We start from the raw sequence: 21,036 nt of genomic DNA on the forward strand, positions 1-21,036 counted from the left end.
CTTCGGCGAGTTCACCTGGGTGCTTCCGGTGCTGCACGTCGGCATCATCGGCATGCTGATCCTCACGCGCTGGTGGGAGTTCTGGACCAGCTGACAGCGCCGAGGGCGTTGTCAGTGGGCTGACGTAGGGTTCCGAACGTGGAGCCCGACCTGTTTACCGCAGCTGCCGAGGACCGCCAGGAGAAGGACCCGTCGACGAGTCCCCTGGCCGTCCGGATGCGCCCGCGCACCCTCGAAGAAGTCGTCGGCCAGCAGCATCTGCTGAAGCAGGGCTCGCCCTTGCGCAGGCTGGTCGGCGAGGGCGGGGGAGGACCGGCGGGACCGTCGTCGGTGTTCCTCTGGGGGCCGCCGGGCATCGGCAAGACAACCCTTGCGTACGTGGTCTCGAAGGCTACGAACAAGCGCTTCGTGGAGCTCTCCGCGATCACCGCCGGTGTGAAGGAAGTCCGCGCCGTCATCGAGGGCGCCCGGCGCGCGATGGGCGGCCACGGCAAGGAGACCGTCCTCTTCCTGGACGAGATCCACCGCTTCAGCAAGGCCCAGCAGGACTCCCTGCTTCCGGCCGTCGAGAACCGCTGGGTGACGCTGATCGCGGCGACGACCGAGAACCCGTACTTCTCGATCATCTCCCCGCTCCTGTCCCGCTCCCTCCTCCTCACGCTCGAACCGCTCACGGACGACGACCTGCGCGGCCTGCTGCGCCGGGCGCTCACCGAGGAGCGGGGTCTTGGGGGCGCGGTGGAGCTGCCCGAGGACACCGAGGCGCATCTCCTGCGCATCTCGGGAGGCGACGCCCGGCGCGCGCTCACCGCCCTGGAGGCCGGCGCGGGCTCGGCCCTCGCCAAGGGGGAGAAGGAGATCACCCTCCAGAGCCTGGAGGAGTCGGTCGACCGCGCGGCCGTGAAGTACGACCGGGACGGCGACCAGCACTACGACGTCGCGAGCGCCCTGATCAAGTCCATCCGCGGCTCGGACGTGGACGCGGCCCTGCACTATCTGGCCCGCATGATCGAGGCGGGCGAGGACCCGCGCTTCATCGCGCGGCGCCTGATGATCTCCGCGAGCGAGGACATCGGCCTCGCCGACCCCACCGCGCTGCCCACGGCGGTCGCCGCTGCCCAGGCCGTCGCCATGATCGGCTTCCCGGAGGCCGCGCTCACCCTCAGCCACGCGACGATCGCCCTCGCCCTGGCCCCGAAGTCGAACGCCGCGACCATCGCCATCCAGTCCGCCCAGGCCGACGTCCGCGCGGGCCTCGCCGGCCCCGTCCCGCCCCACCTGCGCGACGGGCACTACAAGGGAGCGGCCAAGCTCGGCCACGCCCAGGGCTACGTGTATCCGCACGACGTGCCGGGCGCGATCGCGGCCCAGCAGTACGCACCGGACGCGGTGGCCGCCAAGCGGTACTACCAACCCACGCGCTATGGAGCCGAGGCGCGGTACGCGGACGTGGTCGAGCGCGTGCGCGAGCGCCTCAAGGGCGAGTAACCGCACGGCCCGGCGGGCGGGCCCCGGCGCTCGCGCCTACGCTCGGCGCCATGGGCACAGCAGCCGGGCCGCGCGCGGGGGCGACCCTGCTTGTCGTCGCCGCCCTCGCCACGGCCTGCGCGCCGCCGCAGCTGGAGCGTGCCGCGTCCCGCCACGCCACCGGCTCCGCGACACCCACCGCCAGGCCCTCTCCGGCGGTACCCCTCGCCAGCCCCGGCTTCCCGCCGACCGCGGGGCAGGCCCGCGACCAGCTCGCCGCCCTCACGGTCGCCCGGGGCAAGAACTGGCAGACGTACCAGCGCTCCGCGTTCGGCGTCGGCTGGTCCGACGACACCGACGCCCCCGGCGGCCGCAACGGCTGCGACACCCGCGACGACGTCCTGCGGCGCGACCTGAACAACCTGCGCGAGGGCGACCGCAACCCCTGCGTCGTGCTCTCCGGCGTCCTGCACGACCCGTACACCGGCAAGGAACTGCCCTACTCCTACCGCCGCGCCTCGCGGATCCAGACCGACCACGTCGTCGCGCTCGGCGCGGCCTGGCGGGCCGGAGCCTGGGCCTGGACCGCCGAGCGGCGCCTGACGTACGCCAACGACCTGGACGTCCTGCTCGCCACCGACAAGGACACCAACTACACGAAGAGCAGCCAGACCCCCGACAAGTGGAAACCCCCGCGCGAGGAATACTGGTGCGAGTACGGCCGCCGCTGGACCGGGATCAAGGCCAAGTACGGGCTCACGGTCACCGCGCCCGAGAAACTGGCCCTCCAGGAGCTGCTCGCCGCCTGCGGCTGAGGCACCCCCTGTCACCCGGTACACTTGCCCGAAGTGCTGCGTCCCGTGTCCGGTTTCTTACCGGACACCACCAGAACGGGACATCCAGCCGGAGCCCCGGACCTCACCGTCCAGGGACCTCCAGGAGCGTCGCGCACCGTCGAAGGTGTCGCGGGCAGCCCACCACCATCTCGTACTCCGGGAAGCGGTCGGTGGGCCACTCGCGTGCTGCACGTATGTGCCCAGACCAGGGAGCGGCTGCCCGCCGGATCCAGCACCACCGGATCCGATGGGTTTCCCAGGCTGCGGATTGCGACCTCCCCTAACCCTGGTGAAGCCGATTTCACATGGAACAGAGAGGTTGGTTCATGCCGAACCAGTCCCGCCCCAAGGTCAAGAAGTCGCGTGCCCTCGGCATCGCGCTGACCCCGAAGGCCGTCAAGTACTTCGAGGCCCGCCCCTACCCGCCGGGCGAGCACGGCCGTGGCCGTAAGCAGAACTCGGACTACAAGGTCCGTCTGCTCGAGAAGCAGCGTCTGCGCGCGCAGTACGACATCAGCGAGAAGCAGATGGCCCGTGCCTACGACCGCGCCAAGAAGGCCGAAGGCAAGACCGGCGAGGCCCTGGTCATCGAGCTCGAGCGCCGTCTCGACGCCCTGATCCTTCGTTCGGGCATCGCCCGCACGATCTACCAGGCCCGTCAGATGGTCAGCCACGGCCACATCGAGGTCAACGGCGGCAAGGTCGACAAGCCGTCGTTCCGCGTCCGTCCCGACGACGTCGTGATGGTCCGCGAGCGCAGCCGTGAGAAGCCGCTGTTCGTGGTCTCGCGTGAGGGCGGCTTCGCCCCCGACGGCGAGATCCCGCGTTACCTCCAGGTGAACCTGAAGGCCCTGGCCTTCCGTCTGGACCGTGACCCGAACCGCAAGGAGATCCCCGTGATCTGCGACGAGCAGCTCGTCGTCGAGTACTACGCCCGCTGACCCGGACGTAGCTCTCCCTGCTTCAGCCCGTCGCCCGCCCTGCCCTCGTGGTGGGGCGGGCGGCGGGTTTTCGCGTTGTTCTCGGGGTTCTCGGGGCCCGTGCCCAGGGCCCGGGAGACCGCGGCGTCCGGGGCGAGACGGGTCCCGGCGGCCACGCACTCCTCGTAGCGCGCGTCGCCCAGCTGCTCGCGGGCCCGCGCCTCGCACAGTTCGTGCGGCCCGCCGAAGTTCCCGGAGCCGAACAGCGGAAGGCCCACCGACGGCCAGATGCGGGACGCGGCGCCCTGGAGGACCGCGGCCTCGGCCGGATCGCCCTCCACCGCGGTGAACAGGGCGAGCAGCTCGATCGCGAGCACCGTGCCGAGCAGATCGTTGAAGGCGTGGTCCAGGGCCAGGCACCGCATGACCAGCTCACGCGCCGTCGCCGTCTCCCCGCGCGTCCAGGCGGCGAAGCCCAGGACATAGAGGGCGTACGCGAGGGTCCAGCGCTCGCCGTGGTCCTCGCAGACCTGGCGTACGTCCTCGCAGAGCTCCACCGCGTCGGCGAGCTCGCCGCGGAAGGCGAGAGCCATCGCCAGCTCGACCTGGCCCATCAGGACGTTGCTGTTGAGCTCGCCGATCTCGCGGTACTGCTCGAGGGCCGAGCGCAGCAAGGTTTCGGCACGCTCCATGTCGTCGGCGAGGAGCGCGAGGCAGCCGATGCGGTGCACCGCGTACGCGGTCGCGATGGCGCTGCCGGTGCGTTCCGCCTCGTCCTTGCACTCCTGCAGCGCCGCGAGCGCGGCGACCGTGTCGCCCTGGAGGACCGCGACATAGCCGAGCACCCACAGCGCCTTGAGGCGTGAGTCGTCGTGGCCGCCGTCCAGTTCGAGCGCGCGGTCGAGCCAGTGCCGACCCTCCGCGAGCCGCCCGCAGCCCACCCAGTAGAACCACAGGCTGCCCGCCAGATACTGGCCCAGATGCGTCTCGTCCGGCTCCGTCAGGCAGTACTCGAGGGCGCCGCGCAGATTGGGCAGTTCGCAGTCGACGAGCTCGGCGACCCGCTCCTGGCGCGGCGAGAACCAGTCCAGCTCGCACCAGGTGGCAAGGCCCATGTACCAGTCGCGGTGCCTGCGCCGCATCCGCGCGGCGTCGCCGGACGCCTCCAGCCAGTCGGCGCCGTACGCACGGACCGTGTCGAGCATGCGGTAGCGCACGCCCGTCGGTCCTTCCTCGCGGGTCACGACGGACTGCGCGAGCAGTTCGCCGAGCACGTCCAGGACGTCGTCGGCGTGCAGGCCGTCCCCGCTGCAGATGTACTCGGCCGCCTCCAGGTCGAATGGCCCGCAGAACACCGAGAGCCGCGACCACAGCAGGCGCTCGCCCGCCGTGCACAGCTCATGGCTCCAGCCGATGGCCGTACGCAGGGTCTGATGCCGCGGCGGCGCGTCGCGCCGGACCCCGGTGAGCAGCGCGAACCGGTCGTCGAGCCGGCACAGCAACTGGGCGGGCGAGAGCGCCCGCAGCCGCCCCGCCGCCAGCTCCACGGCCAGCGGAATCCCGTCCAGGCGGCGGCACAGCTCCGCCACGTCGGCTTCGTTCTCCACGTCCAGGACGAACCCAGGCAGACCCGCCGCCGCGCGGTCGGCGAAGAGCGCGGACGCGTCCGGTGTGGGCAGCGGCGCGAGCGGGAAGATCCGCTCGCCCCCGGTCTCCAGCGGCCTGCGCCCCACCGCGAGCACCCGCAGGCCGGGGGAGCGGTGCAGCAGCTCCCCCACCAGCGAGGCACAGGCCTCCACCAGGTGCTCGAACCCGTCGACGACAAGGAGGACTTCCCGCTCCGCGAGGTGGTCGAGCAGCACCTTGCGCGGCGTGCGGTGCGTGTGGTCCGTCAGGCACAGCGCGTCCGCGACCGCGTGCTCCACCAGATCCGGGTCGCGCACCGCCGAGAGCTCCACCAGCCAGGCGCCGTCCCGCGGCCCGGCGCCGGCGGCGGCCCGCACGGCCAGGCGCGACTTCCCGACGCCGCCGACGCCGGTCACCGTGACCAGGCGTCCGGCCTCCAACGCGGCGGCGAGGCAGGCGAGTTCGTCCGTGCGTCCCACGAAGGCGTTGAGTTCCAGGGGGAGGTTGCCGGGCCTCGGCGGCTGTACGGAGGGGCCGTGCCGGTGGTCGCCCGTGCGCTGATCGCGTCGCATGAGATACGGAGCGTACTCATCCGTAAGCAGTCCGTACAATCAGTTCGCCGAACTCCCTTGCCGGTACACGGTAATGCGGTGCGGAGCCTCGGCCCCGGCGCGATAGGGTCGGGGGACGACTTTTCGATGTTCAGGACCGATGTTCAGGGTCGATATTCAAGGAGCGGTGCGCAGTGTCGGGTGGCGAGGTGGCCGGGATCCTGGTGGCCGTCTTCTGGGCGATCCTGGTCTCCTTCCTGGCCGTGGTCCTTGTGAGACTGGCGCAGACGCTCAGGGCGACCACCAAGCTCGTCGCGGAAGTGACCGAGCAGGCCGTCCCGCTCCTGGCGGACGCCTCCACCGCGGTGCGCTCCGCGCAGACCCAGATCGAGCGGGTCGACGCCATCGCCTCGGACGTCCAGGAGGTCACGTCGAACGCGTCGGCGCTGTCCACGACCGTGGCCTCCACCTTCGGCGGGCCCCTCGTCAAGGTCGCGGCGTTCGGCTACGGCGTACGCAGGGCCCTGGGCCGCAAGGCAGGACCCGAATCAACCAATGTGCCCCCGGCACCCGCCCGACGTACCGTGATCGTGGGGCGCACCGTCCCCTCCGCGCGGCGGCGGGGCAAGCGGAAGAAGGACTGACGCAGCGATGTTCCGCCGTACGTTCTGGTTCACCGCGGGCGCGGCTGCCGGTGTGTGGGCCACCACCAAGGTCAACCGCAAGATCAAACAACTGACCCCCGAGAGCCTCGCGGCGCAGGCCGCGAACAAGGCGGTCGAGGCGGGTCACAAGCTCAAGGACTTCGCTCTCGACGTCCGCGACGGCATGGCCCAGCGCGAGGCCGAACTGGGCGAGGCCCTGGGCCTCGAAGCCCCGGTCGACCCCGAACTTCCCGGGCAGCGCCGAGTGGTCGTGGCCATCGAGAACGGCAAGACCAGCAAGACCGACAAGAACAAGCAGGGCAAGTACCTCTCGAAGTCGAAGTACTCGTACAACCGGAATGAGGACCACTGATGGAGTCGGCCGAGATTCGCCGCCGCTGGCTGAGCTTCTTCGAGGAGCGCGGGCACACCGTCGTCCCTTCGGCGTCGCTCATCGCGGACGACCCGACTCTGCTCCTCGTCCCCGCGGGCATGGTGCCCTTCAAGCCCTACTTCCTGGGTGAGGTCAAGCCGCAGTTCTCGCGCGCCACGAGCGTGCAGAAGTGCGTGCGTACGCCCGACATCGAAGAGGTCGGCAAGACCACGCGCCACGGCACGTTCTTCCAGATGTGCGGCAACTTCTCCTTCGGTGACTACTTCAAGGAAGGCGCCATCACCTACGCCTGGGAGCTGCTCACCAGCTCCGTGGCGGACGGTGGCTACGGCCTCGACCCCGAGCGCCTGTGGGTGACGGTCTACCTCGACGACGACGAGGCCGAGACCATCTGGCGCGAGAAGGTGGGCGTCCCCGCCGAGCGCATCCAGCGCCTGGGCAAGAAGGACAACTACTGGTCCATGGGCGTCCCCGGACCCTGCGGCCCCTGCTCCGAGATCAACTACGACCGCGGCCCCGAGTTCGGCGTCGAGGGCGGCCCCGCCGTCAACGACGAGCGGTACGTGGAGATCTGGAACCTGGTCTTCATGCAGTACGAGCGCGGCGAGGGCACCTCGAAGGAGGACTTCGAGATCCTCGGCGAGCTGCCCAGCAAGAACATCGACACCGGCCTCGGTCTCGAGCGCCTCGCCATGATCCTGCAGGGCGTACAGAACATGTACGAGACCGACACCCTGCGCGTCGTCATGGACAAGGCCACCGAGCTGACCGGCGTGCGCTACGGCGCCGAGCAGGGCTCGGACGTCTCCCTGCGCGTGGTCGCCGACCACATGCGCACCTCCGTGATGCTCATCGGCGACGGCGTCACGCCCGGCAACGAAGGCCGTGGCTACGTACTGCGCCGCATCATGCGCCGCGCCATCCGCAACATGCGTCTGATGGGCGCCACGGGCCCGGTCGTGCACGAGCTCGTCGACACGGTCATCAAGTCGATGGGCGAGCAGTACCCCGAGCTGCAGACCGACCGCAAGCGCATCGAGACCGTCGCCCTCGCCGAAGAGGCCGCCTTCCTCAAGGCCCTCAAGGGCGGCACGAACATCCTCGACACCGCCGTCACCGAGACCAAGGCCGCCGGCGGCCAGGTCCTCTCCGGCGACAAGGCGTTCCTGCTGCACGACACGTGGGGCTTCCCGATCGACCTCACCCTGGAGATGGCCGCCGAACAGGGCCTGACCGTGGACGAGGACGGCTTCCGGCGCCTGATGAAGGAGCAGCGGGAGCGCGCCAAGGCCGACGCGCAGGCCAAGAAGACCGGCCACGCCGATCTGCACGCCTACCGCGAGATCGCCGACGCCTCCGGCGCCACGGACTTCACCGGCTACACCCTCACCGAGAACGAGGCCGTGATCGTCGGCCTCCTGGTCAACGGCGTCTCGTCCCCCGCCGCCCGCGAGGGCGACGAGGTCGAGGTCGTCCTCGACCGCACCCCTTTCTACGCCGAGGGCGGCGGCCAGATCGCCGACTCCGGCCGGATCCGCCTCGACAGCGGCGCCGTCGTCGAGATCCGTGACGTGCAGAAGCCGGTCCCCGGCGTGCACGTCCACAAGGGTGTCGTCCTGGTCGGCGAGATCACCGTCGGCGACCAGGTCTGGGCCTCGATCGACGTGCACCGCCGCCGTGCCATCGCCCGCGCCCACTCCGCCACGCACCTCACGCACCAGGCGCTGCGCGACGCGCTGGGCCCGACGGCCGCCCAGGCCGGTTCCGAGAACCAGCCGGGCCGCTTCCGCTTCGACTTCGGCTCCCCGTCGGCCGTGCCCACGGCCGTCATGACGGACGTCGAGCAGAAGATCAACGAAGTGCTCGCACACGAACTCGACGTGCAGGCCGAGGTCATGTCGATCGACGAGGCCAAGAAGCAGGGCGCCATCGCCGAGTTCGGCGAGAAGTACGGCGAGCGCGTGCGCGTGGTCACCATCGGCGACTTCTCCAAGGAGCTGTGCGGCGGCACGCACGTGCACAACACCGCCCAGCTTGGCCTGGTGAAGCTGCTCGGCGAGTCGTCCATCGGCTCCGGCGTACGCCGCATCGAGGCCCTCGTCGGCGTCGACGCGTACAACTTCCTCGCCAAGGAGCACACGGTCGTCGCCCAGCTCCAGGAGCTGGTCAAGGGCCGTTCCGAGGAGCTGCCCGAGAAGGTCTCCGCCATGCTCGGCAAGCTCAAGGACGCCGAGAAGGAGATCGAGAAGTTCCGCGCGGAGAAGGTCCTGCAGGCCGCCGCCGGTCTCGTCGACCAGGCCAAGGACGTACGGGGCGTCGCTCTGGTCACCGGACAGGTGCCGGACGGCACGGGCGCCGACGACCTGCGCAAGCTGGTCCTCGACGTGCGCCACCGCATCCCGGGCGACCGCCCGGCCGTGGTCGCCCTGTTCACGACGGCCAACGGCCGCCCGCTGACGGTCATCGCCACGAACGAGTCGGCGCGCGAGCGCGGCCTCAAGGCCGGCGACCTCGTCCGTACGGCCGCCAAGACCCTCGGCGGCGGTGGCGGCGGCAAGCCGGACGTCGCCCAGGGCGGCGGGCAGAACGCCGCGGCCATCGGTGACGCCATGGCCGCCGTCGAGCGCCTCGTGGCAGAGACGGCCTGATGGACGACTCCGCGGGGGGCATGCGCAGGGGCCGACGCCTTGCCATCGACGTCGGTGACGCCCGGATCGGGGTCGCCTCGTGCGACCCCGACGGGATCATCGCCACGCCGGTGGAGACGGTGCCGGGGCGCGATGTCCCGGCCGCCCAGCGCCGGTTGAAGCAGCTCGTCGACGAGTACGAACCGATCGAGATCGTCGTCGGTCTCCCTCGCTCCCTCAACGGGGGCGAGGGGCCCGCGGCGGCCAAGGTCCGCGCGTTCACCCAGGACCTCGCCCGCTTGGTCGCCCCCATTCCGGTGAGGCTCGTGGACGAGAGGATGACCACAGTGACGGCCAGTCAGGGGCTGCGCGCCTCGGGCGTGAAGTCCAAAAAGGGCAGGTCTGTCATCGATCAGGCGGCGGCCGTCGTCATCCTCCAGCAGGCACTGGAGTCCGAACGGGCGTCAGGTAAAGCTCCGGGCGAGGGCGTCGAAGTGGTCATCTGATCGCGATACGGTAACGTTCCGCGCGATGCGGCGGTGTTCGAACAGCTGCCGCACAGCATCAAGAGGCGGAACGGTTGCCCTCCCACTCAGACGGCGGCCCCGCCTCGCGGCATGTAGGGGATCGATGACTGAGTATGGCCGGGGCCCAGGCTCCGAACCGTGGCATCCCGAGGACCCGTTGTACGGGGACGGCGGATGGGGAGGACAGCAGGCCGCCGGCGGCCCGTCCCCCTACGGCGGCCAGGGGCAGTACCACCCTCAGCAGCCGCAGCAGGCGCAGTACGAGGACTGGAGCACGGGTCAGCAGCAGGCCTACGGCCAGCAGCAGTACGGCGGGCCCGCCGGTCAGCAGCAGTACGACGGCGGCCAGGGCCAGCAGCACAACGGCGGGCCCGCAGGCCAGCAGCAGTACAACAGCGGCCCGGAGCAGCAGTACAACGGCGGCTGGGACACCGGTCAGCACGGCCACGTGCCGTACGCCGCCGACCCGGCGGACCCCTACGGGAACCAGCCCGGCGGCTACGGCGCGGAGAGCCCGGACTACTACGGCACCCCCGACGCGTACCCACCGCCGGAGCCGCCGTCCCGCCGCCGCACCCCCGAGCCGGAGCCCGAGCGGGACTGGGACCCGGGCCCCGACCAGGGTGAGCACGCCTTCTTCTCGGGCGCCGACGACGACGAGGACGACGACGAGCCGCCGGGGCGCCGCGGGGACCGCCGAGGCGGTCGTGGCGGCAAGAAACCGAAGAAGCGCAGGAGTGGCTGCGCCTGTCTGGTCGTGACGCTGGTCTTCGCCGGCGGTCTCGGCGGAGTGGGCTATTTCGGCTATCAGTTCTACCAGGACCGATTCGGTACGTCGCCGGACTACGCGGGCGAGGGAACGGGCCTGGCGACCGTCGACATCCCGAAGGGCGCCGGCGGCTATGTGATCGGCCAGAAGCTGAAGGACGCCGGGGTCGTCAAGAGCGTGGACGCTTTTGTCTCGGCGCAGGCGCAGCATCCCAAGGGAAGCACTATTCAGGACGGCGTCTATGTCCTGAAGAAGCAGATGTCGGCCAAGAGCGCGGTCGAACTGATGCTCAGCCCGAAGAGCCGGAACAACCTCATTATTCCTGAGGGCCGACGGAATTCGTGGGTCTACAGCCAGATCGACACCCGCCTGGAGCTCGACAAGGGCACCACCGAAGGTGTCGCCAAGAAGGAATGGAAGAGCCTCGGCCTTCCGGACTGGGCGAACACCAATAAGGACATCAAGGACCCGCTCGAGGGCTTCCTCTATCCCTCCAGCTACGCGGTCGCCAAGGGCCAGAAGCCGGAGGTCGTCCTCAAGAAGATGGTTGCCCACGCGACCGAGAAGTACGACGAGTTGGGCTTGAAGTCCAAGGCCGCCGAGCTGCAGTTGAAGGACCCGCTGCAGGTTCTCACCGTGGCCAGCCTGGTCCAGGCCGAAGGCATGACGCACGACGACTTCAAGAAGATGGCGGCCGTCATCTACAACCGCCTCAAGACGTCCAACACGGTGACCAACCAGAAGCTCGAGTTCGACTCGACGTACAACTACCTCAAGGGTCAGAGCGAAATCGATATCCCGATCTCAAAGATCCGGAACGACCCCGACCCGTACAACACGTACTTCCACAAGGGCCTTCCGCCGGGACCGATCGGAAACCCGGGTGACGAGGCGCTGAAGGCCACACTGGCTCCGGATGGTGGTGGCTGGATGTTCTTCATCTCCGTCGACCAGAAGAAGACCCAGTTCACGAAGACGCTGGCCGAGCACGAAAAGCTGGTCGCTGAATTCAATGATCGGCAGAAGAATGGCGACTGACCAGGGACGCCGAGCCGCAGTCCTCGGCTCACCCATCGCCCATTCCCTCTCCCCGGTGCTGCACCGCGCCGCATACGGGGAGCTGGGGCTGGCCGACTGGACGTATGACCTGTTCGACGTCGACGAGGCGGCTCTGCCCGGCTTCATCGAGGGGCTCGGTCCCGAGTGGGCCGGGCTGTCCCTGACGATGCCGCTCAAGCGCGCGGTGATCCCGCTGCTCGACGAGGTCAGCGAGACCGCCGCATCCGTCGAGGCGGTCAACACCGTCGTCCTGAAGGACGACGGCCGCCGCGTCGGCGACAACACCGACATCCCCGGCATGGTCGCCGCCCTGCGGGAGCGGGGCATCGAGCAGGTCGAGTCCGCCGCGATCCTCGGCGCGGGCGCCACCGCGTCGTCCGCCCTCGCCGCGCTCGCGCGGATCTGCACGGGCGAGGTCGTCGCGTACGTACGCAGCGAGGCGCGCGCCGCCGAGATGCGGCAGTGGGGCGAGCGGCTCGACGTGGAGGTGCGGACGGCGGACTGGGCGGACGCCGAGCGCGCGCTGAGCGCGCCGCTGGTGATCGCCACGACTCCGGCGGGTACGACCGACGCGCTCTCGGCCGCCGTGCCCGAGCGGCCCGCGACCCTTTTCGATGTCCTGTACGACCCGTGGCCCACCGCGCTGGCGGCCCGCTGGTCGATGTACGGCGGGGCCGTCGTCAGCGGGCTCGACCTGCTCGTGCACCAGGCGGTGCTCCAGGTCGAGCAGATGACCGGGCGTACGCCGGCGCCGCTCGTCGCCATGCGCAAGGCGGGGGAGCACGCGCTGGCCGCGCGCTGAGGGCGTCCGCTCAGAAGTCCGCTTTCTGGACCGGAGGCCAGGTCCCGCCCCCCGGCGTGGGAGGATCAGGGGTGGCGGGCCAGGGCCGCGCACCCGGTCGCGCCATGTAGTTCCAGGCGCGAGCATGAGGAGCACCGTTGAGCAGGTTGCGTTGGCTGACCGCGGGCGAGTCCCACGGACCCGCACTTGTCGCGACGCTGGAGGGTCTTCCCGCCGGCGTGCCGATCACCACGGAGATGGTGGCGGACCACCTGGCCCGGCGGCGCCTCGGCTATGGGCGCGGTGCGCGCATGAAGTTCGAGCGCGACGAGGTCACCTTCCTGGGCGGCGTCCGGCACGGCCTGACCATGGGCTCGCCGATCGCGATCATGGTGGGCAACACCGAGTGGCCCAAGTGGGAACAGGTCATGGCGGCCGATCCGGTCGACCCGGAGATCCTCGCCGACCTGGCCCGCAACGCCCCGCTGACCCGGCCCCGGCCCGGCCACGCGGACCTCGCGGGCATGCAGAAGTACGGCTTCGACGAGGCCCGGCCGATCCTGGAGCGCGCCTCCGCCCGCGAGACCGCGGCCCGCGTCGCGCTCGGCGCGGTCGCCCGCTCGTACCTCAAGGAAACGGCCGGCATCGAGATCGTCAGCCACGTCACGGAGCTGGCGGCGGCCAAGGCGCCCTACGGCGTCTACCCGACCCCCGCCGACGTCGAGAAGCTCGACGCCGACCCGGTGCGCTGCCTCGACGCGGACGCGAGCAAGGCGATGGTCGCCGAGATCGACCAGGCCCACAAGGACGGCGACACCCTCGGGGGCGTCGTCGAGGTGCTCGCGTACGGCGTGCCCGTCGGGCTCGGCTCGCACGTGCACTGGGACCGCCGCCTCGACGCGCGGCTCGCCGCCGCGCTCATGGGCATCCAGGCCATCAAGGGCGTCGAGGTCGGCGACGGCTTCGACCTCGCGCGGGTGCCGGGCTCCAAGGCGCACGACGAGATCGTCTCCACCGACGACGGCATCCGGCGCACCTCCGGCCGCTCCGGCGGCACCGAGGGCGGCCTGACCACCGGTGAACTGCTGCGCGTGCGGGCCGCGATGAAGCCCATCGCGACCGTGCCGCGCGCGCTGGCCACCGTGGACGTCGCCACCGGCGAGGCCACCAAGGCGCACCACCAGCGCTCGGACGTGTGCGCGGTCCCGGCCGCCGGTATCGTCGCCGAGGCGATGGTCGCGCTGACCCTGGCCGACGCCGTCGCCGAGAAGTTCGGCGGCGACAGCGTGCCCGAGACCCGGCGCAACGTGCAGTCGTACCTCGACAACCTGCAGATCCGGTGACCGGCCCGCAGATCGTTCTGGTCGGGCCGATGGGCGTGGGCAAGTCGACGGTGGGCGCGCTGCTCGCCGAGCGCCTGGGCACCGTCTACCGCGACACCGACGCCGACATCGTGGCCGCGCAGGGCCGGGAGATCGCGGACATCTTCGTGGACGAGGGTGAGTCGCACTTCCGCGACCTGGAGCGGGAGGCCGTGCGCACGGCGCTCGCCGAGCACGAGGGAATCCTCGCCCTCGGCGGCGGCGCGATCCTCGACGAGTCGACCCGCGCGCTCCTGGCCCCGCACCCCGTCGTCTATCTGTCGATGGATGTCGAGGAGGCGGTCAAGCGCACCGGCCTGAACGTCGCGCGCCCGCTGCTCGCGGTCAACCCGCGCAAGCAGTGGCGCGAACTGATGGACGCCCGCCGCCAGTTCTACGCCGAAGTCGCCCGCGCCGTCGTCGCCACCGACGACCGCACCCCCGAAGAGGTCGCCCAGGCGGTCCTCGACGCACTGGAGTTGAAGGAAGCATGACGGAGATGGCTGAGACGGCGGGGCAGACGCCCACCCGTATCCAGGTCGGCGGCACCGCGGGCACCGAGCCGTACGAGGTCCTCGTCGGCCGGCAGCTCCTCGGCGAGCTGCCCGGCCTGATCGGCGAACGCACCAAGCGCGTCGCGATCATCCACCCCGAGGCGCTCGCCGAGACGGGCGAGGCGCTGCGCGAGGACCTGGCGGGACAGGGCTTCGAGGTCGTCGCCATCCAGGTGCCGAACGCGGAGGAGGCCAAGACCGCCGAGGTCGCCGCGTACTGCTGGAAGGCCCTTGGCCAGTCCGGCTTCACCCGCAGCGACATCATCATCGGTGTCGGCGGCGGAGCCACCACCGACCTCGCCGGGTTCGTGGCCGCGACCTGGCTGCGCGGGGTCCGCTGGATCGCCGTTCCGACCACCGTGCTCGGCATGGTGGACGCCGCGGTCGGCGGCAAGACCGGCATCAACACCGCAGAGGGCAAGAACCTCGTGGGCTCCTTCCACCCGCCCACGGGTGTGCTGTGCGACCTGGCCGCGCTCGACTCGCTGCCGGTCAACGACTTCGTGTCCGGCCTCGCGGAGATCATCAAGGCCGGCTTCATCGCCGACCCGGTGATCCTCGAACTGATCGAGGAGGACCCCGAGGCCGCGCGCAGCCCGCAGGGTCCGCACACCGCCGAGCTGATCGAGCGCTCCATCAAGGTCAAGGCCGAGGTCGTCTCCGGCGACCTCAAGGAGGCGGGCCTGCGCGAGATCCTCAACTACGGCCACACCCTCGCCCACGCCATCGAGAAGAACGAGCGCTACAAGTGGCGGCACGGCGCCGCGGTCTCCGTGGGCATGGCCTTCGCGGCCGAACTCGGCCGCCTCGCAGGCCGCCTGGACGACGCGACCGCCGACCGGCACCGCACCGTCCTGGAGTCGGTCGGCCTGCCCCTGAGCTACCGCTACGACCAGTGGCCCAAGCTCCTGGAGACCATGAAGGTCGACAAGAAGTCCCGCGGTGACCTGCTGCGGTTCATCGTCCTCGACGGCCTGGGCAAGCCCACCGTCCTGGAGGGCCCCGACCCCGCGGTGCTGCTCGCCGCGTACGGCGAAGTGGCGAAGTAGCCCTCCGGCAGCGGAGAAACGGCCCGTCAGAACAAGCCACGGGCACCCTGCGGCCTCCCCGGCCGTTCACACAACGTCGGCCGGGGACGGTACCGTTCGGTAACGGGTGGCCCCGGCCGCCGCCCGACCAGCGTCAGTCGCACGAGACGGAGTGGCACCGGATGCAGCACGCAGTGGGGTCTCCGCTGCCGCCGCCCCATCAGCCGGGGCACGGACCGGCCACCGGCTGGTCCCCGGCCGCACATCACCCGAGCGGTCCGCCGCCGGGTGGAGCGCCGGGCGGCCCACCGCCTCCCGCGCCGGGTTTCGCCGGCGCCCCGCACCCCCCGGGCACGGCCCCCCATCCGCAGGGACCGGCCCCGCAGCCGCACGCCCCGACGCCGCAGCACGTGGCGCCGGGCGCCCCGCAGCACGGCGCGGCCCCCCAGCACAACCACGCCCCCGGCGCCCCCGTGCCCCCGACCCCGGACACCACGGGCCACATCCAGCTCCCGCCCGGCGGCCCCGTCGCCATGCCGAGCCCCCCGCCCGGCACGGCCCAGGCGGACACCGGCGGCACCACGCTTGCCGTCCTCCTGATCGGCCCCGCGGGCGCGGGCAAGACGAGCGTGGCCAAGTACTGGGCGGAGCACCGCCGGGTGCCCACCGCCCACATCAGCCTCGACGACGTCCGGGAATGGGTGCGCTCGGGCTTCGCCGACCCCCAGTCCGGCTGGAACGACCACTCCGAGGCGCAGTACCGCCTGGCCCGCCGCACCTGCGGCTTCGCCGCACGGAACTTCCTGGCCAACGGCATCTCCTGCATCCTGGACGACGCGGTCTTCCCCGACCGCCCCGTCGTCGGCCTCGGCGGCTGGAAGCGGCACGTGGGTCCCGGCCTGCTGCCGGTGGTCCTGCTGCCCGGCCTGGAGATCGTCCTGGAGCGCAACGCCGAGCGCAGCGGGAACCGCCGCCTCACGGACGAGGAAGTGGCCCGCATCCACGGCCGCATGGCGGGCTGGTACGGCTCGGGTCTGCCCATCATCGACAACTCCCAGCTGGACGTTCCCGCCACCGCCCGCGTCCTGGACGACGTCCTCGCCCGCTCCATCGCGAGCCCGCCGCAGTGGTAGGACCGCTCAGTCGGACGCGCTGAACCGGCCGCCCGGCGCCGCCGCTCATAGGCTCGTCCCATGTCAGAGGTGTACGCGGCTCGCCGTGAGCGGTTGAGGGAGCGTTGTGCCGCGGGCGGCAGCGCGTCGGCGCTGGTGTCCCGTCCGGCCAACGTGCGGTATCTCGCGGGAGCGGCGCCGCGTGGTGCCGTGCTCCTGCTGGGCAGGACCGAGGATCTGCTGCTGTGCGGCGGGCCGCTCGGTGACGAGCAGGGCGAGGGGCGGCCCGACGAGGGACTGCGGGTGCAGCTGCTCGACGCCTCCGGCGGTGATCCCGCCGTCGCGGGGGCCGATCTCGCCTCCGCGCAGGGCGCCGATTCGCTCGCCGTGGAGGAGCACGACCTCACGGTCGCCCGGCACCGGGCCCTGACGTCCGTCGCGCCGCGGCTGCGCCTCGCGGATCTCGGGGGAGCGGTCGAACAACTGCGCCTCGTCAAGGACGAGGAGGAGATCTCCTGTCTGCGGATCGGCTCCGAGATCGCCGACCAGGCCCTGGGCGAGCTGCTCGAATCGATTCTGGTGGGGCGTACGGAACGTCATCTGGCCCTGGAGCTGGAGCGCCGGCTCGTCGATCACGGCGCGGACGGGCCCGCCTTCCCGACCTCCGTGGCCACCGGGCCGAACTCCGGCCGGGGCGCGCACCGGCCGTCGGACCGGCGCGTGGAGGAGGGGGATTTCCTCTCCGTGTGCCTGGGCGCCAGCTATCGCGGTTATCGTTGTGAGATCGGGCGTACGTTCGTCATCGGTACGTCTCCCGCGGACTGGCAGATCGAGCTCTACGACCTCGTCTTCGCCGCTCAGCGGGCGGGCAGGGAGGCTCTCGCACCGGGCGCCGCCTACCGCGACATCGACCGCGCGGCACGCCATGTACTGGACTCCGCGGGGTACGCGGACGGACTTGCTCCGCTGATGGGACACGGGCTGGGGCTCGAAATCGACGAGGACCCGCAGTTGGCGCCCGCGGCCATGGGTAAACTGGACGCCTGCGTGCCGGTCACCGTCGAACCGGGGGTTCACATCCCGGGACGGGGTGGTGTCCGGATCGATGACACGCTCGTCGTGCGCCCCGAGGCGGACGGCGGACCCGAGCTACTCACCATTACGACCAAGGAGCTGCTCGCGCTCTAGCCTCGAGCTATGCGCGTGCGCCGGGGTCGTCCACGTCAGTCCAGGAGATTCCGCAACCGTGGCTTCCACGAACGACCTCAAGAACGGCCTGGTGCTCAAGCTCGACGGGGGCCAGCTCTGGTCCGTCGTCGAGTTCCAGCACGTCAAGCCCGGCAAGGGCCCTGCCTTTGTGCGCACCAAGCTCAAGAACGTGATGTCCGGCAAGGTGGTCGACAAGACCTTCAACGCCGGCGTCAAGGTCGACACGGCGACGATCGACAAGCGCGACATGCAGTTCTCCTACATGGACGGCGACTACTTCGTCTTCATGGACATGGAGACGTACGACCAGCTGCACGTCGATCGCAAGTCCGTCGGTGACGCCGCCAACTTCCTGATCGAGGGCTTCACGGCCTCCGTCGCGCAGCACGAGGGCGAAGTCCTCTTCGTCGAGCTGCCGGCCGCCGTCGAGCTGGTCATCCAGGAGACCGAGCCCGGTGTCCAGGGCGACCGCTCCACCGGTGGCACCAAGCCCGCGACGCTGGAGACCGGCCACCAGATCCAGGTGCCGCTCTTCATCACCACCGGCGAGAAGATCAAGGTCGACACCCGTGACAGCGGCTACCTCGGCCGGGTGAACAGCTAACCGTGGCTGCTCGTAATACGGCCCGCAAGCGCGCCTTCCAGATCCTTTTCGAGGCCGACCAGCGTGGCGCAGATGTAGTGACGGTCCTCGCGGACTGGGTGCGCCACTCGCGGACCGATACCCGGCAGCCGCCGGTGAGCGAGTTCACGATGGAACTGGTCGAGGGGTACGCGGAGCACGCGCGCCACATCGACGAGCTGATCTCGCAGTACGCCGTCGGGTGGACCCTGGACAGGATGCCGGTCGTCGACCGCAACATCCTGCGGCTCGGTGCCTACGAGCTGATCTGGGTCGACGCGACGCCGGACGCCGTGGTGATCGACGAGTCGGTGCAGCTCGCCAAGGAGTTCTCCACGGACGACTCGCCCTCCTTCGTGAACGGCATGCTCGGCCGCTTCAAGGACCTGAAGCCGAGCCTGCGCCGCGACGAGGCGTAAGCAAGCCTCCCAACGCCGCTCAGAGGGCCCGCAGCGACTCGCTGCGGGCCCTCTGGCATGCTCCGGGGCGCACGGGGCCTCTGTGGCCTCCGGGGCGCTCACGCGCGTACGCAGAACGCCGGGGTGGCCGGAACCGATTGGTTCCGGCCACCCCGGCGTTACGTTTCTGCTCAGTTGTCCCTTGGGGGATCAGACGTCGTCGTGGGCGACGGCGCGGCGCGCGTCCGCGTCCAGGACGCCCCAGCTGATCAGCTGCTCGGTGAGGACCGAGGGCGACTGGTCATAGATCACGGCGAGGGTGCGCAGGTCGTCCTGGCGGATCGAGAGCACCTTGCCGTTGTAGTCACCGCGCTGCGACTGGATCGTGGCGGCGTAGCGCTGCAGGGGGCCTGCCTTCTCGGCCGGGACGTGCGCGAGGCGCTCAAGATCGAGCACGAGCTTGGGCGGCGGCTCGGCCGCACCGCCGGGAGCGGTGCCGGGCAGCAGCTCCTGGACCGGGACGCCGTAGAAGTCCGCCAGCTCGGCGAGGCGCTGCACGGTCACGGCGCGGTCGCCGCGCTCGTACGAACCGACCACGACCGCCTTCCAGCGTCCCTGGGACTTCTCCTCGACGCCGTGGAGGGAAAGGCCCTGCTGGGTACGGATGGCGCGGAGCTTGGCCCCGAGCTGTTTGGCGTATTCGCTGGACATATAGCTCCCCGGACGAAGAACGGTAACTCACTGTGAGGTTACGCAGCGTTACTTGGGTGCGTCAAGCCGAATGGTCCGTACCGCCTCTTCCGAGGGGGGTCGTGACCGGCGGCGTTGTCGTTGCTGGTAGCGTGGATGGCGCAATTTCGACGTCCTTTAAGGTCCGTCCCGTGAGGCGGAGAAGGAGGTCCGTTTCATATGGACTCGCACGACACGAACGAACCCGATGTCGCCCGGCCCGTGCTCGAAGGCCCGGACATCGCACGGGTGTTGACCCGTATCGCCCACGAGATCGTCGAGCGCGCCAAAGGCGCCGACGACGTGGTGCTGCTCGGCATTCCCACCCGCGGCGTCTTCCTCGCCCGGCGCCTCGCCGAGAAGCTCGAAGAGATCACCGGACGCACGATCCCGGTTGGCTCACTCGACATCACGATGTACCGCGACGATCTGCGCATGCATCCGCCGCGCGCACTCGCCCGCACCGAGATCCCCGGTGACGGCATCGACGGCCGCCTCGTCGTCCTCGTCGACGACGTGCTCTTCTCCGGCCGCACCATCCGCGCCGCCCTCGACGGCCTGAACGACATCGGCCGCCCGCGCGCGGTGCAGCTCGCCGTCCTGGTCGACCGCGGCCACCGCGAACTCCCGATCCGCGCCGACTACGTCGGCAAGAACCTCCCCACGTCGTTGCGGGAGACGGTCAAGGTCCAGCTCGCCGAGGAGGACGGCCGCGACGCCGTGCTGCTCGGTGCCAAGCCCGCTTCCGCGTAGGACCGGCTTCCCTGCGGACCCGTGGCACATCCCTGCGCGCCCGCATGCCCGCAAACCTCCCCATGACGGAGTAATCCCAGATGATGCGACACCTCATCTCGGCCGCCGACCTCACCCGTGACGACGCCGTTCTCATCCTCGACACCGCCGAGGAGATGGCCCGGGTCGCCGACCGGCCGATCAAGAAGCTGCCCGCGCTGCGCGGCCGCACGATCTGCAATCTGTTCTTCGAGGACTCCACCCGCACCCGGATCTCCTTCGAGGCCGCCGAGAAGCGCCTCTCCGCCGACGTCATCAACTTCGCCGCCAAGGGCTCCAGCGTCTCCAAGGGCGAGTCCCTCAAGGACACCGCCCAGACCCTGGAGGCGATGGGCGTCGACGCCGTCGTCATCCGGCACGGCGCGTCCGGCGCCCCCTACCGCCTCGCCACCTCCGGCTGGATCGACGCCCCGGTGATCAACGCGGGCGACGGCACCCACCAGCACCCCACCCAGGCGCTGCTCGACGCCTTCACCATGCGCCGCCGTCTCGTCGGCAAGGACGAGGGCCTCGGCAAGGACCTGAGCGGCAAGCGCATCACGCTCGTCGGCGACGTCCTGCACAGCCGGGTCGCGCGCTCGAACGTCGACCTGCTGCACACCCTGGGCGCCCAGGTCACCCTGGTCGCCCCGCCCACGCTCGTGCCGGTCGGCGTGGACAGCTGGCCCTGCGACGTGTCGTACGACCTGGACCGCGTGCTCCCGAAGTCCGACGCCGTGATGATGCTGCGCGTGCAGCGCGAGCGGATGAACGCCGCGTTCTTCCCGACCGAGCGCGAGTACTCGCGCCGCTACGGCCTGGACGGCGAGCGCATGGCGAAGATGCCCGAGCACGCCATCGTGATGCACCCCGGGCCGATGGTCCGCGGCATGGAGATCACCGCCGAGGTCGCCGACTCCGAGCGCTGCACGGTCATCGAGCAGGTCGCCAACGGCGTGCACACCCGCATGGCGGTGCTCTACCTGCTCCTGGGCGGCAACGAACCTGCCGTCACCCACACCCGCCCCACCGGTTCCGAGGAGAAGTAAGA

20 protein-coding genes are annotated in these 21,036 nt (G+C 70.6%); 18 read left to right on the top strand and 2 right to left on the bottom strand.

What is annotated here, in order from left to right:
* Positions 1 to 138: 138 nt before the first annotated feature.
* The 3 genes from ACIGXX_RS37830 (at position 139) to rpsD (ending at position 3,244) form a co-directional block, all read left to right on the top strand.
* A complete protein-coding gene (locus ACIGXX_RS37830) occupies positions 139 to 1,488 on the top strand; it encodes a replication-associated recombination protein A (protein ID WP_351168628.1) in 1,350 nt (449 codons plus the stop codon).
* A gap of 50 nt (positions 1,489 to 1,538) precedes the next feature.
* On the top strand, positions 1,539 to 2,282 hold the full coding sequence (locus ACIGXX_RS37835; RefSeq protein ID WP_399982786.1) for an HNH endonuclease family protein: 744 nt from the start codon (positions 1,539 to 1,541) through the stop codon (positions 2,280 to 2,282).
* A gap of 347 nt (positions 2,283 to 2,629) precedes the next feature.
* On the top strand, positions 2,630 to 3,244 hold the full coding sequence (gene rpsD / locus ACIGXX_RS37840) for a 30S ribosomal protein S4 (protein ID WP_249591119.1): 615 nt from the start codon (positions 2,630 to 2,632) through the stop codon (positions 3,242 to 3,244).
* Here the strand turns inward: rpsD and ACIGXX_RS37845 are convergent.
* Positions 3,232 to 5,421: an ATP-binding protein gene (locus tag ACIGXX_RS37845; RefSeq protein WP_399982791.1), complete on the bottom strand. Its 2,190-nt coding sequence runs from the start codon at positions 5,419 to 5,421 to the stop codon at positions 3,232 to 3,234. The genes rpsD and ACIGXX_RS37845 overlap by 13 nt on opposite strands.
* A gap of 173 nt (positions 5,422 to 5,594) precedes the next feature.
* On the opposite strand from ACIGXX_RS37845, the gene ACIGXX_RS37850 reads away from it, so the two are divergent.
* The 13 genes from ACIGXX_RS37850 to nusB all read left to right on the top strand — a co-directional run bounded on the left by ACIGXX_RS37850 (position 5,595) and on the right by nusB (position 18,506).
* Complete coding sequence (locus tag ACIGXX_RS37850; RefSeq protein ID WP_351168634.1) at positions 5,595 to 6,044, top strand: DUF948 domain-containing protein; 450 nt, start codon at positions 5,595 to 5,597, stop codon at positions 6,042 to 6,044.
* A 7-nt stretch (positions 6,045 to 6,051) separates the two neighbouring features.
* A complete protein-coding gene (locus tag ACIGXX_RS37855) occupies positions 6,052 to 6,417 on the top strand; it encodes a DUF6167 family protein (protein ID WP_351168636.1) in 366 nt (121 codons plus the stop codon).
* Positions 6,417 to 9,086 (top strand): alanine--tRNA ligase, encoded by a 2,670-nt coding sequence (gene alaS, locus ACIGXX_RS37860; RefSeq protein WP_351168638.1) that lies wholly within the window; start codon positions 6,417 to 6,419, stop codon positions 9,084 to 9,086. Before ACIGXX_RS37855 ends, alaS begins: the two co-directional genes overlap by 1 nt.
* Complete coding sequence (gene ruvX / locus ACIGXX_RS37865; protein ID WP_351168640.1) at positions 9,086 to 9,571, top strand: Holliday junction resolvase RuvX; 486 nt, start codon at positions 9,086 to 9,088, stop codon at positions 9,569 to 9,571. The genes alaS and ruvX overlap by 1 nt, the downstream gene beginning before the upstream one ends.
* 124 nt (positions 9,572 to 9,695) lie before the next feature.
* A complete protein-coding gene (gene mltG, locus ACIGXX_RS37870) occupies positions 9,696 to 11,399 on the top strand; it encodes an endolytic transglycosylase MltG (protein WP_399982798.1) in 1,704 nt (567 codons plus the stop codon).
* Positions 11,389 to 12,222: a shikimate dehydrogenase gene (locus tag ACIGXX_RS37875; RefSeq protein ID WP_399982801.1), complete on the top strand. Its 834-nt coding sequence runs from the start codon at positions 11,389 to 11,391 to the stop codon at positions 12,220 to 12,222. The genes mltG and ACIGXX_RS37875 overlap by 11 nt, the downstream gene beginning before the upstream one ends.
* 137 nt (positions 12,223 to 12,359) lie before the next feature.
* Positions 12,360 to 13,544 carry a chorismate synthase gene (aroC, locus tag ACIGXX_RS37880; RefSeq protein ID WP_399982804.1) on the top strand — a complete coding sequence of 395 codons (1,185 nt, stop codon included), beginning with the start codon at positions 12,360 to 12,362 and terminating at the stop codon, positions 13,542 to 13,544.
* Positions 13,541 to 14,056, top strand: coding sequence for a shikimate kinase (locus ACIGXX_RS37885; RefSeq protein WP_351168648.1), 516 nt, complete (start codon positions 13,541 to 13,543; stop codon positions 14,054 to 14,056). The genes aroC and ACIGXX_RS37885 overlap by 4 nt, the downstream gene beginning before the upstream one ends.
* Positions 14,053 to 15,165, top strand: coding sequence for a 3-dehydroquinate synthase (gene aroB / locus ACIGXX_RS37890; RefSeq protein ID WP_383818246.1), 1,113 nt, complete (start codon positions 14,053 to 14,055; stop codon positions 15,163 to 15,165). Before ACIGXX_RS37885 ends, aroB begins: the two co-directional genes overlap by 4 nt.
* A 161-nt stretch (positions 15,166 to 15,326) precedes the next feature.
* Complete coding sequence (locus ACIGXX_RS37895; RefSeq protein ID WP_351168650.1) at positions 15,327 to 16,277, top strand: Pro-rich N-terminal domain-containing protein; 951 nt, start codon at positions 15,327 to 15,329, stop codon at positions 16,275 to 16,277.
* A gap of 60 nt (positions 16,278 to 16,337) precedes the next feature.
* Positions 16,338 to 17,444: an aminopeptidase P family protein gene (locus tag ACIGXX_RS37900; RefSeq protein WP_351168652.1), complete on the top strand. Its 1,107-nt coding sequence runs from the start codon at positions 16,338 to 16,340 to the stop codon at positions 17,442 to 17,444.
* 58 nt (positions 17,445 to 17,502) lie between these two features.
* Positions 17,503 to 18,069, top strand: coding sequence for an elongation factor P (gene efp / locus ACIGXX_RS37905; RefSeq protein ID WP_344521662.1), 567 nt, complete (start codon positions 17,503 to 17,505; stop codon positions 18,067 to 18,069).
* Positions 18,070 to 18,071: 2 nt separating this feature from the next.
* A complete protein-coding gene (gene nusB / locus ACIGXX_RS37910) occupies positions 18,072 to 18,506 on the top strand; it encodes a transcription antitermination factor NusB (RefSeq protein ID WP_351168655.1) in 435 nt (144 codons plus the stop codon).
* Between the two features lie 189 nt (positions 18,507 to 18,695).
* Here the strand turns inward: nusB and bldD are convergent, their stop codons facing one another.
* The gene (gene bldD / locus ACIGXX_RS37915; protein WP_135330908.1) at positions 18,696 to 19,196 is read right to left on the bottom strand and encodes a transcriptional regulator BldD; all 501 of its coding nucleotides are present in this window, start codon (positions 19,194 to 19,196) and stop codon (positions 18,696 to 18,698) included.
* A 198-nt stretch (positions 19,197 to 19,394) separates the two neighbouring features.
* On the opposite strand from bldD, the gene pyrR reads away from it, so the two are divergent.
* A complete protein-coding gene (gene pyrR, locus ACIGXX_RS37920) occupies positions 19,395 to 19,967 on the top strand; it encodes a bifunctional pyr operon transcriptional regulator/uracil phosphoribosyltransferase PyrR (protein WP_344521664.1) in 573 nt (190 codons plus the stop codon).
* A gap of 80 nt (positions 19,968 to 20,047) precedes the next feature.
* Positions 20,048 to 21,034, top strand: a complete 987-nt coding sequence (locus ACIGXX_RS37925) for an aspartate carbamoyltransferase catalytic subunit (RefSeq protein WP_351168658.1) — start codon at positions 20,048 to 20,050, stop codon at positions 21,032 to 21,034.
* The last annotated feature ends 2 nt before the right edge of the window (positions 21,035 to 21,036 follow it).

This window comes from Streptomyces sp. NPDC055243, from assembly GCF_044544025.1.
Lineage (GTDB): Bacteria > Actinomycetota > Actinomycetes > Streptomycetales > Streptomycetaceae > Streptomyces.